The sequence below is a fragment of the Cyclobacterium xiamenense genome, from assembly GCF_009467825.1.
GTDB classification, from domain to species: Bacteria; Bacteroidota; Bacteroidia; order Cytophagales; family Cyclobacteriaceae; genus Cyclobacterium; species Cyclobacterium xiamenense.
The window spans coordinates 1-14,171 of record NZ_WIOK01000057.1; the positions used below are offsets into that span (position 1 = coordinate 1).

Below are 14,171 nucleotides of genomic sequence, written 5' to 3' on the forward strand. Positions count from 1 at the left end.
CGCGTAGTGGAATTCCCGTCTGGTTACCTGATCTTTTTCTTCTTGCGCTTCGGTTTTCTTCTCTGAGGCGATCACCAAGTGCTCGTTTTCATAAGAGATGTTGGAATCTTCTTTTTTCAAGCCGGGAACGGCCAGCTCAAGCAGGTAATTTTTATCATTTTCATTGATATTTACCGCCGGTACGCTGGCCTTGAAACGGCTCAGAGGAGTACCCGGGTCAAAAGCCGAAAGCATGTCAAATAACCTGTTTTTTGCTAACAGAAATGGAAATAACCGCCACATTTTTTATTACATAGCCGCTGATTTAAGCACGTGCCTCTTGGTGTTCAGCGCGTCAATTATTTGCGTTCTACGGCAACGTCTGTAAACCAAATGATTGTTTCTCCGTTTTCCAATTTGTGGTCCTGGGCGATTTTTATACCGTCAAAATCCCGCACATTTTCCCAGGTAAATGCCCTACCCTCCGGTCCATCGCCCCTACGGAATACCCATTCTTTGATCAGGTAATCTGCATCCACGTAGAGATCGTACGCGTCTCCGGGTGTGTAGCCATCGGTATCGTTGTAGCGAATGATCACCTTGGTGGTGTTCTCTCCATGGATTGGAGACGATGCGTTTTCCACAATCTCGGCTTCGTAGCCTTTGTCCCAGGCCAATTGAAATGGGAATAGCAACCAATACTTATCGTTGATGAATTTCTGATCCACTGCTTCAATTTGGGGCGATTTGTTTGCAAGTTCATACCTAGCCGTGGTATCCGGACCCTTGTAGTGAACTTCTCCTTTTTCCAAATTCCAGGTCCAGTCCCGGACAAGCACGGTTGCACTATCCCGGCGGACATTCCAGGTGTAGCGGATTGTGGCAACTTCATCCAGCCTGTCAAATCCATAGGCTTTGGCTATCTTTACGGGTATGCTTTCCTCCTTCGGCGAGCAGGAAACAACAAACAGAAGTAGGGTGTAGAGGAAAAGTGCGTATTTTTTCATGAATTTCGAGTTTGTGGTGATTGATACTAAGGTAATCATTTTAAGCCATTTAGCCGGGGTTAGGGAAAAGGATCTTATTTTTTATTCATCCATTGGTATTTTTTTCCGGGGATTGCCTTTACAAAACCCAGGAATTCCAGGTTTAATAGCTTGATCGCGAGTTCGGAGATAGGAACTCCCAAATCCCGGCTAAGCCAGTCGATTCCCGCTTCCTGCTTTTCTAAAAGACGCTCCAAAATTTTTACCTCGGTAGCATCTAATTCAGAGGTGTCCGGTAGTTGTGCATGGGCGCGGACATCCGATTCTCTATCCCAGGATAACGATTCTTCAAGTTCCCTTACCCCCAAATAGATCCCGGCTTTCAGACTTCGAATCAGGTTGTTGCAGCCTTCGCTGTATTTGGATTGCAGGTTCCCAGGTACGGCAAAAACCTCCCGATTGTAGCTGTACGCAATTTCTGCGGTGATCAGCGCCCCGCCTTTTTTGGCAGCTTCTACCACGATGAGGGCATCCGAAAGTCCTGCTATGATTCGATTGCGCTGTGGGAAGTTCGTCGGATTCATGGGGGTGCCGAGTTTAAATTCGGAAAGCAATCCTCCATTTTCCATCATCTGTTCTGCCGTGTGTTTATGTGCGGCCGGGTAAATGGTGGCCAGGTCTGACCCCATCACACCGATCGTGGGCATTTGCAAGCTAAGTGCCGCACGATGAGCTTCTACGTCAATGCCATACGCCAAACCGCTGACAATGGTTGGCTGAAACCGGGCAAGCTCTTCGGTGATTTTTTGGGTTATCGTTCTTCCGTAATTACTGGCATTACGGGTACCAACGATTCCCACCGATCGTTTTGGATTTAGGTTGATCTTGCCCTTAGAAAACAGAATGGGAGGCGCATCGGGCAGGGCTTTTAGCCGGCTGGGAAAAGAGGCATCTGGGTAGCAATGAACCTGAATGTTTTTTTTATAGGCCGCTTCCAACAAGGATTCGGCCTCTTTCAAATAGGTTTCCTTCGACTTTCTATGAGCCAATAGTTTTGGTCCGATGCCGGGAATTTTTGCCAATTTTCCCTGAGGAAGGGTAAAAAAGCCTTCGGCTGAACCACAATAACTGACGATGGTTTTAAAAATGGTAGGCCCTAACTTCGGGATAAAACCCAGGGCCACGTTATGCAATGCTTCATTGCTCAGATGGCTGTTCATCCAGATTATTCCTGATTTCTATCAAAAAGCGTCGGATTTCGTGAAGCTCGTGAATCATCGCAGCCGTGTCCTGAATTTTATGCAGGTCTTTTTTGATGATTTCCTGAGCACCTGTGAGCGTGTATCCCTTTTCCTTTACCAGGTGGTAAATGAGTTGTATTTTTTCAATATCGTCTTTGGTAAACCGCCGATTCCCTTTTTTATCCTTCTTGGGCCGGATGATGTCAAACTCGCCTTCCCAATACCGAATAAGCGAAGTGGCCACCTTAAAGCGATCGGCAACCTCTCCTATGGAGTAGTATTTCTTCTCTATTTCTTTTTCTCTGTAAGGCAATTTGCAGGTATTTTTTCAGCAAAAATATACAATATATTCCATAAATAACATAGAAGCTGCCTCAACAATTTACCTAAACAGCTTTGGAGCACCTACAAGCAAAAGCCTCACCACGAAATCGCAGTGAGGCTCTTTGGGACTGTACGTCTCCAGATTAGGAAAGTGACTGGTTCTCTCTGGATGCCAGTTCCAATATTTTGTCAAATTCGGTGGGTTCCAGATCTTTAAAGAAGTAATTTACCGGATTCACGTATTTATCGTCTTTCATTACCTCGTAGTGGACGTGAGGGGCAGTGGATGATCCTGTGTTGCCTACCGTTCCAATTTTGTCTCCTCGTTTTACTTTGTCTCCCACGCGGACATCGAAATCATTCATGTGTGCGTAGCGGGTCTTAAAACCGAAACCGTGGTCAATGACAATGGACTTTCCGTATCCGCCGAATTCTGTCCGCACCTGCTGCACTACGCCGTCACCGGTCGAGTAAATAGGGGTCCCTTTGGGAGCGGAAAAATCCACGCCGGTATGCATTTTTCGTACTTTCAAGATGGGATGCAACCGCACCCCATATCCAGAAGCAAGGCGATTCAATTCTTCGTTATGTATCGGCTGAATGGCTGGGATGGATGCCCAGTATTCCTCTTTATTCATGGCGGTTTCCGATAGCTCGTCGTAGGATTGCCATTGAACGAAGAGTTGGCGTTTGAGGGTTTCCACTTTGTTGGAAACGGAAATAATCATTTTCTCCTGATTCAACCCTTTTTCTTTGATCTCCCGAAATCGGTCCGATCCGCCAAACCCTGCCTTCCTGATGGAAGAGGGAATGGGCTCCGACTCAAAGATCACCCGATAAAGGTTGTCGTCTCTTTCTTGCAAATCGGCCATCATGGTGTTTAACTGGCCGACTTCTTGTTCCAGAAGCTCGTAGTACAGCTTTAATTCCCTGTTTTCCTTTTTCAGCATCAACTCTTTCGGACTATCAAAATAATAGTGAAATACCAACAGGATTCCAACTGCCAGCATGGAAGACAAGGACAGAAAACCAAGTAAGTTTAGGGTTACATCCCACTTGCTCCGGACATACCGTTCGTATTTGCAGGTTTTGGGATCGTAATAATATTTTATTCTACTCATTTAACAAATAGTACGTTAAAACTGCTAATTTTGTAATCCGAAAAAAACCGGGTGACGAAAACTGCTATCAGAAAATAATTTACTTGGGTGTTTGGGCACAAAGATACGCCAAAATCTTCTTAATATCCAAGTATTTCATTCTAAGCTAAGTAAACATGAATTCAAAACAAATTAGAAGCCAATTCATTGAATTTTTCCAATCTAAGAAGCATCAATTTGTTTCTTCCGCGCCTATCGTGGTGAAGAATGATCCCAGCCTGATGTTTACGAACGCAGGAATGAATCAGTTCAAGGACTTTTTCCTTGGAAACGAGGTTTCGGACCATCCTCGAATTACCAACAGCCAAAAGTGCCTGAGGGTTTCTGGAAAGCACAATGATTTGGAAGAGGTGGGGGTGGATACCTATCACCATACGATGTTTGAAATGCTTGGCAACTGGTCTTTCGGGGACTATTTTAAAAAGGAGGCCATTGCCTGGGCCTGGGAGTTGCTCACCGAGGTATATAAATTACCCGTGGATCGCATGTACGTGACGGTTTTTGGGGGAGACAGCGAAGACGGCCTGGAAGCTGACAAAGAGGCCTTTTCTTATTGGGAGGATTGGGTTCCTCGGGAGCGGATACTTTTCGGTTCGAAAAAAGATAATTTTTGGGAAATGGGTGAGACAGGACCCTGCGGGCCTTGTTCGGAGATCCATATCGATATGCGAAGCCCAGAAGAAATCGCGCAGGTTCCGGGCAAGGACCTGGTCAATGCAGACCACCCGCAGGTGATCGAAATTTGGAACCTGGTATTTATTCAGTTTAATCGGTTTTCAGACGGGCGGCTAAATGAACTCCCCTCCAGCCACGTGGATACAGGGATGGGTTTGGAGCGATTGGTCCGGGTAATTCAGAACAAAACATCCAACTACGATACCGATTTGTTTGCTCCTTTTATCGAAAAGGTCGAGCAAGTATCGGGATACCAATACGGGCAGTCTGAAAAAATAGACATCGCATTTCGGGTAATCGTGGACCACATTCGGGCCATTTCCTTCACAATTGCCGATGGACAGTTGCCGTCAAATAATAAAGCTGGATACGTGATTCGGCGTATTTTACGAAGGGCGGTACGGTACGGCTATACCTTTTTGGATCTAAAAGTACCTTTTCTCCACCTACTGGTGCCGGTTTTGGCAGAAAAGTTTGGTGCGTTTTTTCCGGAAGTAAAATCCCAGCAGGAATTTATCGCAAAGGTCATCCAGGAGGAAGAATTGGCTTTCCTGCGTACCCTGGATAAAGGGTTAAAAAACCTGGAAAGCATCCAGGAATCGCTGGAAGCAAGCAACGAACACGTCATCCCTGGAGCGGTGGCATTCGAACTGTACGACACCTATGGATTTCCGCTGGATCTGACCTCCCTGATCGCTCGGGAGAAAGGGCTTATCGTGGATGAAAAGGGATTTCAAGAAGCCATGCGGGCACAAAAGGAACGATCGCGCGCTGCTGCCCAGCTGGAAACGGGAGACTGGGTCATTGTCTACGAAGAGGAAAGCGAAGGCTTTATTGGTTACGATAGCCTACACACGAAGGCTCGGATCCTAAAATACCGCAAAATAACGGACAAAAAGCAGGAACGTTTTCAGGTGGTATTGACGAGAACGCCCTTTTACGCCGAGAGTGGGGGGCAAGTAGGAGATACCGGCATCCTGCATACGCTCATCGAAACCTTGCATGTACTCGACACCACCAAGGAAAATGACCTGATCATCCATTGGGTAGATGCCTTACCAATGGGTACGGAAGAGGAATTTACCTGTCAGGTTGACGCCCTGAGGCGAGCGAAAATAAAAAACAACCATACGGCGACTCATTTGCTTCAGGCTGCCCTCAAGCAGGTACTGGGACCCCATGTGCAGCAAAAAGGCTCGCTGGTAAACGAACAGATGCTGCGGTTTGATTTTTCGCATTTTGCAAAAATGACACCCGAAGAACTGGAACGTACCGAAACGATCGTAAACGCCCGCATCCGCGAAAACATCGTCCTAAACGAGCAGCGGCAGGTCCCGATTGCGGAAGCCAAAGCGATGGGAGCCACGGCCCTATTTGGGGAGAAATACGGGGAGCATGTTCGGGTCATCACCTTTGATCCAACATTTTCTGTGGAATTGTGCGGTGGAACACACGTGCAGGCGACCGGAGAAATCGGTTTTTTCAAATTGGTTTCGGAAAGCTCCACCGCTGCCGGTGTTCGGCGGGTGGAAGCCGTTACGGCAGGGGAAGCAGAAGCCTACGTGAATCGGCGATTTCACGTCCTCCAGGAGGTTCAGGAGGTATTAAAAAACCCGAAGGATTTGTTGGGTGCCATCGAGTCCTTGATCGAAGAAAGAGCCAATTTGCGCAAGGAAATAGAAGGATTGCACCTAAAAGCCACCGACCAAATCAAAGAAAGTCTGAAAAATCAAGCAAAATCCTTGAACGGTTATCATTTGGTATTAGGTTTGATTAAATTGCCTAACGGAGAGGCATTGAAAAAGCTTTCCTTCGAGTTGAAAAACGAAATGGAAAACCTGGTAGCGGTTTTGGCTGCGGATATAGCTGGTAAACCCCAGGTGGCAATCGTGATTAGTGAGAACATTGTAGAAAAAAAAGGTCTACATGCCGGGAAGCTTGTAAAAGAACTTTCCAAAGAAATCAGAGGAGGAGGAGGGGGACAGCCCTTTTTTGCCACAGCAGGGGGCAAAGACTCCACAGGTTTACCCGAGGTGCTTGTCAAGGCCGAGGCCATCCTTACGCCCTCCCTGAAATAATTTTGCTAATTCCAGATTTGGTTTTGGGGGAAATCCCTGCCATTTTTGGAACGATAAATGTAATGATTTAAAGATGATCGAAGAGAAATCCGTTTCCTTAGCTGCAGCCATCCGGGAAAAGTATGAGTTGGTTATTGGTTTGGAAGTTCACGCGCAACTACTCACCAAAAGTAAGATGTATACTGCGGATGCAACCACTTTTGGAAATATGCCCAATACGAATATATCCGTCATTACCCTGGGACACCCGGGAACATTGCCAAAAGTAAATAAACGTGCGGTGGAATATGCCATGAAGATGGGCCTGGCCTGTCATTCGTCCATCACCCGAAAAAATGTATTTGCGCGCAAGAATTATTTTTATCCGGATTTGCCCAAAGGATACCAGCTGACGCAGGATAAAAACCCGATCTGCGTGGGAGGTCATGTTCCAATCGTACTTTCCAGTGGAGAGAAGAAAAACATTGCCCTCACGCGTATACACATGGAAGAAGATGCTGGCAAATCCATGCACTTGGCAGGGGAAGTAGACACACTGGTTGATTTTAACAGAGCCGGAGTCCCGCTAATCGAAATTGTGACAGAGCCGGACATGCGGTCTTCCGAAGAAGCCTATAATCTGCTCGTCGAGATAAAGAAACTTGTGAAATACCTGGAAATCTGTGATGGAAATATGGAAGAGGGTTCGCTGCGCTGCGATGCCAATGTATCCGTCCGGATTCGGGGAGAGAAAGCCCTGGGAAAAAAGGTAGAAGTAAAAAACATGAACTCGTTTCGGAATGTGGCCCGAGCAATCGAACACGAGTTTGAGAGACAGGTACAGCTCCTTGAAGAGGGGAAAGATATTGTTTCGGAGACCAGAACATTCGATGCCACGACCGGCCTTACGGGAAGTATGCGCACAAAGGAAGACCTAAACGATTACCGGTATTTTCCAGAGCCTGATCTAAGTCCTGTTGTCATTTCCGAGGAATGGCTGCAATCCGTAAAGGCTGAAATGCCGGTTTTGCCTGGGGTACTTTTTGCGAAATTTGTCGATACCTATGGCTTGCCGGAATACGATGCGGGGGTTTTGACAGACCAGAAAGATATCGCCCTCTGGTTTGAAACCCTATGCAGCCACACGGAGAACTACAAAAGCGCATCCAACTGGCTGATGGGACCTGTAAAATCCTACCTGAATGAACTGACCCTCGGAATCGATGAATTTCCCATAGGAGCGGATAAACTAGCTATGCTGATCGCCCTGATCGATGAGGGAAAAGTCAGCTATACGGTTGCTTCGCAGAAAATCTATCCGGAACTGTTGCTAAATCCGAACCGGTCCCCGCTGGAAATCGCCCAGGAGTTGAACCTGATTCAAGACAGTGACGAGGGTTCGATCAAGCCGGTAATCGAAGCGGTATTGGCCGAAAATGAAGGCAAGGTGCAGGAATACCGGTCTGGAAAAAAAGGGCTGATGGGAATGTTCATGGGGCAGGTAATGAAAAAATCAAAAGGAAAGGCAGATCCCAAAGTTGCCAGCAAAATTTTAACCGAATTATTGGAACAGTGATTATGAGAAAATTAATGCAGCAGGCGTTGGTTCTGGGTTTGACAGGTGCACTTCTTGTTTCCTGTGGGAATAAGGAAGAGGTGTTTGATGGCGCGGTATCCATCAAAGGCCAGCTAGCCAACCAACCCGAGGGGCAGGTGGTTTTGTCCCGGTATGACAACGACCGTATTCAGGCAGTAGATACCTTATCCGTTGACAATGACGGGGAGTTTTCCTACGAGCTGGAATTGGACAGCCCTAACTTTTACGAGTTGGATTTATTCGGAGAGAAAACTGTTCGCCTGGCCCTATACGAGGAGGATGTTCTGGTAAGCTATGATTTTAAGACCGATGAGCTGGATGTGTCTGGCTCTAAAGACAGTGAGCTGATGCTATCCATTGACGAACTCACGGCAGCCTATCAGGAAGCAGGGAACGAATTAAACTCCGAGTTTTACGAAGCCATGGCGGACAAGGATCAAGCTAAGATTCAGCAGATTCAGGAGCAGGCGATGGATTTGGAATTGGACCACGCCGAAAAGATAAAGGGCGTTATTGCCCAGTCAGACGGAAGCTTTGCTGCCCTTGCCGGCCTGGGGATGTTGAACCCCCGGACAGATTTTAATTACCTGGACAGTGTCATTGTGGCGCTGGGAGATCAGTATCCTGACATGAAACTTATTGCTTCCTGGAAGCAGGAGTTAGACGAATTGAGGGCGCTCTCCATCGGACAGCCAGCCCCGGAGATCTCCCTTCCGAACCCGGAAGGGGAGATGGTTAACCTATCGGATTTGCGGGGGAATTATGTGTTGGTGGATTTCTGGGCCGGCTGGTGTAAGCCCTGCCGGGATGAAAACCCCAATGTGGTACGGCTTTACAACCAATACAAGGATCGGGGGTTTGAGGTTTTTGGTGTATCGCTCGACCGCACCAGAGACATGTGGCTCAGGGCCATTGAGGAAGATGGACTGGAGTGGACGCAAGTTTCGGATTTAAAGTATTTTAATTCGGAAGCTGCGGCAACTTACCAGATAAATGCGATTCCGGCAACCTACATGATAGATCCGGAAGGTAATATTCTGGCAAAAGATTTACGTGGGAGATCCCTTGAGAGAAAGTTGCAAGAGTTATTTGATTAAACAACGATCTAACCGTTTGCATAATCTTTTTCTTACAGGGGAAAGCTAATAATACGTTAGTAGATTGCTTTTATAGCGATCAATTATGCTAGGAATGTGTATTTCAAAAAATTATTCCCTATAATTGGGTACATTTTCGTGAGAATAACTCGGTTTACCAAGCGGTCGTATCGAAAAATTCGCACTATTTAATTTGTCACCCATCGTCAAATTTATGTAATTGAAATAAAAAGTAACAAACTCGTAAACAAATTCTCCAATCACCGATGTAAAAAGCCAGCATAGCAGGTAGCACCAACAAGCATGCACTGGATTTGCATTAAAACTTAAAAACCATTCAATTCTTATGAAAAAAAGAAGTCTAAAATTTCCCTTGACACGTTCTCTGACTGTCATGCTATTCGTCCTGTTAGCCATGGGAGCCTGCAAAAGTAAAAAGGCGGTAGTCGAACCGGAGCCAGAGCCGGTGCCTGTAGAAGAACCCGCACCTGAACCAACACCCGAACCCGAGCAACCTTCTGCCGAAGAAGTAGCTGTCGGTAAGTTGGAAAATTATTTCAACGCAGTGGCCACAGCCAATAGCCTGCAGAGCGCCAATAATACGATCAGAGAAGCATTGGGCATGTTCTCCAATTCCAACACGCCGGTTTTGATCGTCATTCACGAAGAAAGTGGTGTGAAGGATTACGATGAGCCCACTACCATCGAAAGGTACCTGAACTACTTGAAAGACACCAAAAAGAATCTGAATTTTATCAGTGACATCAGAATGGATGGATCCGGAAAGGTGACCGAATTAGAACTAAGAAGAAGATAATTTTACAATAAATATAGAAAGTACGTGATTATGAAAAAATATATTCCATCCCTTTTGATCTTTTTCCTGGCGACCTCTATTTCGGTATTTGCACAGGATGAAAGCATTAGTCCGCAAAGAAAGCAAGCCATCGATTCCCTTGCTTTGGAGAAAGTTAAAGACCTGAGCAAGTACATCAGCATCATCGGAAGCAAAGAAACGCAGTTTTCAGAGGCGACCCGTGTGATGGATCGTGCGGAAGAGCTATTTGCTCCCGATGCAGAAATGGGCGTTTCCTCAATCAATACCAATGAAATTGCCTACTACAAAATCAGAAGGTATTTCGAACGCCTCATGGCCTTGAATTACGATCGCGTGAATATCAGCTGGTACGACATCCATTACATCAGTGATTTGGAAAGACAGCCGGATGGCAGGTACGTGGGGGTTATTACCATCTACCAGCGTTTTGAAGGTACTTCTCAAGAAGCTGGACTCAATTACAGGGATACCACGAAGAAAGACATTACCATTTACGTGGAGAAAAAACAAACCCAGATTTCCGGAAGGACCATTGAGTTTTGGGATGTGTTGCTGGGAGACGTGAGAGTGACGGAAACATCAGCATGAGAATAATACCCTTAATTACGTTAATTACCATATTTCTATCTATACACACCGCACCGGGGCAAACGTTTAATAGCTCCGGGCGGGTGGTAGATGACGGCAGATTTGCCGCCGCCACCAAACAGGTCAATCAATTTTTCAGAAGATTCAATGCAGAAGAAAGCAAGGAAGGGGACCAGCGATACCGTCCCGGAGATGAAAAGTACCGCAATGTCGACCTTAGAAAATCCTTTATAAATATTCTTTTTGACAACGAAACATCCGGTATCAGCAACGATCTGAAGCGGGAATTTATCAGCTTTGTCGTCTCCGATACCTACCCGCAGTACCTCAATTTCCACGGAGGAGATTGGTTTGCTGAGGTGAACACTGTTTTTACGTACAACGGGCAACGACAAGAAGTGGTACTGTTTTTGAAGTTGCAGCCACAGGGATTGGGGTACGAATGGGTCATTGAGAATGTAAACTTCGAGCCCTTCGCCGATGCGTTTGACAAACCCACAGGGGACGATAAGAAATTTCTCCATCCATTGAGCCATGAGCTAGGGTTTATGAACCTGCGAAAGGCCATCGTCGAAGACTCCAGGCCCGAATCCTACACACCGGATGGATACAAGCCGGATTTTCTAACGCTCTTTCTTTTTGAAATAAAGAGCGAACGGATGAAATTTGAGACGGTCAAAGATACCAGGTTTCATTTTTTTCAAATTGATAAATGGTATTTCGAACTCGCTCAATTCAATCGACCGGGATTCAACACCGGTTGGTTGATAGCTAATTTGATGAAATTAGAGGATGGAGATAGGGAAATTATATTGGATTATATTTATGACAGGAATTAGATCAATTAGCTCTCTCCTGCTGCTTTTTTTTTATTCTCAAGCCGCGTTTACGCAGGACTTAGGGGAATACAGTAAACAGGAAATCAAAGATTTTAGCCAGCAGGCTGAAGACCAGGTTCGGTTTTTGCAATACTTTCTCAACACGGTAGGAAGCAGCGAAACATCTGCCAGAGACAAGGACGTGATCATCCGGGAAAGCTATAAAAAGATTTTTAGAGACGAGCAGGTACAGGTAGAAGACGACCTGCTGACAGATAGAAAAGTGATCACGAATAAGAATATCGTTTCATACCTCAAAGACATTGAGTTTTTTTTTAAGGATGCGGCATTTGAGTTCAAAGTAAAAGAAATCACCCCCAAACTGAATGATCAGGAGGAATTGTTTTTCGAAATATCCCTTGATCGGACGCTGACCGCACTGGGCCTGAATGACGAAGCAATCGAAAATACCCAGGCACGCTACATTGAAATCAACCTTGACAGGGATTCGAATGAGCTGAAAATTGCCAGCATGTATACCACCAAGCTTTCCCGGGACGAGGAATTGCTCGAGTGGTGGAGCACCCTTTCGCTGGAATGGGAAACCCTGCTACGGGAAAAATTTGGGGTTCAGGGTGATTCGGTCACAATCGACGAACTCTACAAGATTTCCGCTTTGGATACCCTGGACCTTTCCGGTAACAGGCTCTTGGTGGACCTTTCCCCGATACAGGTATTTCGGGACCTGAAATACGTAGATATCAGCCATACCCGCATTGAAGAGTTGGCCCCGATCAGTAACGTTACGTTTCTTTCTTATCTGAATATCGCGCATACGCCAACCGCTGATATTCAATTTATCAAGTATTCCGATAAATTGACCCATCTGGATATTTCAGGGACAGCGGTTAACAACATTGAAGAATTGAGTAGTCTGAAAAACCTTCAGGTATTCAATGCAGCTCAGGCGCCCTTATCCGGGTTTAGCGTCTTGGAGAATTTTACAGATTTGCGGCACCTAAATCTGGAGGAAAGTGGATTTAACAACATCGAAAATATCCAATCGCTGGTACGCCTGAAGACCTTGAACTTAAAAGGAAATTACCTGATTAATTTCGGGTTTTTATCCGAGTTAAAGGCTCTGGAAGAAATCAATCTGGAGGAGACAAACATATTGGATCTGTCCCCGCTATCCACACTACCGGAACTTTGGAGAGTGAATATCAATGGTACCGAAGTGAGCCAGCTGACTCCCTTGCATGCGTCCAGGTCTGTAAAGCGAATTTATGCGGATCGTACCAGCATTTCAGAAAGTGCAGCCGAGGAGTTTAGTCGGGCCAATCGAGGTATCTTGTTGATTCATAATGTGGAGAACCTCCAAACCTGGTGGGAAACACTTCCAAACGGTTGGAATCAAGTGTTTATCCAAAAGTTTCCCAATTTGGGAAGGGGTAAGCCCAGTATAGAGGAACTGACCGGATTGGTGAATATCGATTCGCTAGTTCTGGACGATAGCAATATTGTCAATTTACGACCGGCCCTGAAGTTTAAAAATGCTGTTTTCATTTCCTTCAAAAATACCCAGGTGGAAGACTTGTCGCCACTAGCGGAAATGAAAAGCCTTCTGCATATTCAAGGAAGTTACAGCGACGTAAAAAATCTACGGGCGCTGCAGGAATTGCGTGGGCTTCGGAAAATTTCTTTTGAGTCCACACAGGTTGGTTCCATTGAGCCCCTTAAGCCGTTGCAATCATTGGAATTCATTAATCTGGACCATACCGAAGTGGCCGATTGGGAAATTCAGGAACTGGCCAGGTTGCTACCGGAGGCGACCATCGTATTCCGGACCGAGGCCTTAAATCGTTGGTGGGAGGGGCTCGATGAGGAATGGAGGGAACTACTCACCGCTCATTTTGAACTTACGGCAGACCCGCCTACGAATGAATTGCACCACATGACCGCTGCAGCTGCTTTTTCCATAGAAGATGTAGCTATTTCTCATCTGGAGCCGTTGCTTGTATTTTTTAACCTGAAAAAACTTCGGGTAAAAGGCGTTCCTTTACAGGATCCGTCGGCAATCTCCCGGCTGGAGCTTCTGGAGCAGTTGGAGTTAGTGGAGACGCCTTTTCGCGACCTATCCATTTTGGCACCGCTCAGCTACCTGGAGGAATTGGACCTGTCCAATACCGCCGTGGAAGACTTGCAGCCACTTTCCGATTTGGGCAGACTCAAGCGGCTCAACTTATCTGGGACCAATATTCGAAATCTGAAAGGCTTGGAGATGCTCTACGACTTGCGTTTCCTGGACATAGCGAGTACCGGCGTACGAAGTCTAAACCCTATCAGCCATATGATCAACCTCGAAAGGCTGGTTTGCTATAATACCCGAATAAGTAGCAGAAATATCGAAAAGATTCAGGAAGAACTTCCCAATTGTGAAGTGAGGTATTACTAATCCCGCATTGGTTTGCGAATTTGCGTCGCGTAGGCATGCTCAATTTAGAGGAGGTGCCAATGTGTCAGGTTTACTTGTCGGATGATACGCATTCGGAGAGTTTCTGCTGCCAGAAAATTGCCGCTAGGCGCTACTATGGTTCGTGTAGCTACTCCGGAGATCAATGGAAAGGGCGCAGTAGCCACTACTTCCGGGTTACTATCGGTATCTTTCCTGCCGAATGAACCCTTACCTTCTCATTCTTCGAAGAGAGAAAAAAAGAGGCTGTCCGAAAAGTCGGGCAGCCTCTAATTTAGTTGTTTTTTTTCTCCAAAAATGGTATTTTGGAGTTGTACAAAAAAGCAACTATGGCCAAG

General features: G+C 46.1%; 12 protein-coding genes. 7 read left to right on the top strand and 5 right to left on the bottom strand.

All coding sequences use genetic code 11. From position 1 onward, the window contains the following. From GCU44_RS22465 to GCU44_RS22485, 5 genes are all read right to left on the bottom strand, one after another. Positions 1 to 282 (bottom strand): Hsp20/alpha crystallin family protein (locus GCU44_RS22465; protein ID WP_154859641.1); only part of this gene is annotated, 282 nt, incomplete at its 3' end. A 56-nt stretch (positions 283 to 338) separates the two neighbouring features. Then, the gene (locus tag GCU44_RS22470) at positions 339 to 986 is read right to left on the bottom strand and encodes a hypothetical protein (RefSeq protein WP_154859642.1); all 648 of its coding nucleotides are present in this window, start codon (positions 984 to 986) and stop codon (positions 339 to 341) included. Positions 987 to 1,060: 74 nt separating this feature from the next. Next, positions 1,061 to 2,185 carry a DNA-processing protein DprA gene (gene dprA / locus GCU44_RS22475; protein ID WP_154859643.1) on the bottom strand — a complete coding sequence of 375 codons (1,125 nt, stop codon included), beginning with the start codon at positions 2,183 to 2,185 and terminating at the stop codon, positions 1,061 to 1,063. Continuing rightward, positions 2,163 to 2,519, bottom strand: coding sequence for a MerR family transcriptional regulator (locus GCU44_RS22480; RefSeq protein WP_154859644.1), 357 nt, complete (start codon positions 2,517 to 2,519; stop codon positions 2,163 to 2,165). Before GCU44_RS22480 ends, dprA begins: the two co-directional genes overlap by 23 nt. Before the next feature lie 154 nt (positions 2,520 to 2,673). Continuing rightward, entirely contained in the window at positions 2,674 to 3,651 is a 978-nt protein-coding gene (locus tag GCU44_RS22485; protein WP_154859645.1) for a M23 family metallopeptidase, read from the bottom strand. A 155-nt stretch (positions 3,652 to 3,806) separates the two neighbouring features. Between GCU44_RS22485 and alaS the strand changes: the two genes are divergently transcribed. The 7 genes from alaS to GCU44_RS22520 all read left to right on the top strand — a co-directional run bounded on the left by alaS (position 3,807) and on the right by GCU44_RS22520 (position 13,815). Continuing rightward, positions 3,807 to 6,443, top strand: coding sequence for an alanine--tRNA ligase (gene alaS / locus GCU44_RS22490; protein WP_154859646.1), 2,637 nt, complete (start codon positions 3,807 to 3,809; stop codon positions 6,441 to 6,443). 73 nt (positions 6,444 to 6,516) lie between these two features. Beyond that, positions 6,517 to 7,998, top strand: a complete 1,482-nt coding sequence (gatB, locus tag GCU44_RS22495; RefSeq protein ID WP_092174969.1) for an Asp-tRNA(Asn)/Glu-tRNA(Gln) amidotransferase subunit GatB — start codon at positions 6,517 to 6,519, stop codon at positions 7,996 to 7,998. 2 nt (positions 7,999 to 8,000) lie between these two features. Beyond that, positions 8,001 to 9,116 (top strand): TlpA disulfide reductase family protein, encoded by a 1,116-nt coding sequence (locus tag GCU44_RS22500; RefSeq protein WP_154859647.1) that lies wholly within the window; start codon positions 8,001 to 8,003, stop codon positions 9,114 to 9,116. Between the two features lie 346 nt (positions 9,117 to 9,462). After that, positions 9,463 to 9,933, top strand: coding sequence for a nucleoid-structuring protein H-NS (locus GCU44_RS22505; RefSeq protein WP_092174975.1), 471 nt, complete (start codon positions 9,463 to 9,465; stop codon positions 9,931 to 9,933). Between the two features lie 30 nt (positions 9,934 to 9,963). After that, on the top strand, positions 9,964 to 10,542 hold the full coding sequence (locus GCU44_RS22510) for a hypothetical protein (RefSeq protein ID WP_092174978.1): 579 nt from the start codon (positions 9,964 to 9,966) through the stop codon (positions 10,540 to 10,542). After that, positions 10,539 to 11,381 (top strand): hypothetical protein, encoded by an 843-nt coding sequence (locus tag GCU44_RS22515; protein WP_092174980.1) that lies wholly within the window; start codon positions 10,539 to 10,541, stop codon positions 11,379 to 11,381. The genes GCU44_RS22510 and GCU44_RS22515 overlap by 4 nt, the downstream gene beginning before the upstream one ends. Continuing rightward, on the top strand, positions 11,368 to 13,815 hold the full coding sequence (locus GCU44_RS22520) for a leucine-rich repeat domain-containing protein (RefSeq protein ID WP_154859648.1): 2,448 nt from the start codon (positions 11,368 to 11,370) through the stop codon (positions 13,813 to 13,815). Before GCU44_RS22515 ends, GCU44_RS22520 begins: the two co-directional genes overlap by 14 nt. The last annotated feature ends 356 nt before the right edge of the window (positions 13,816 to 14,171 follow it).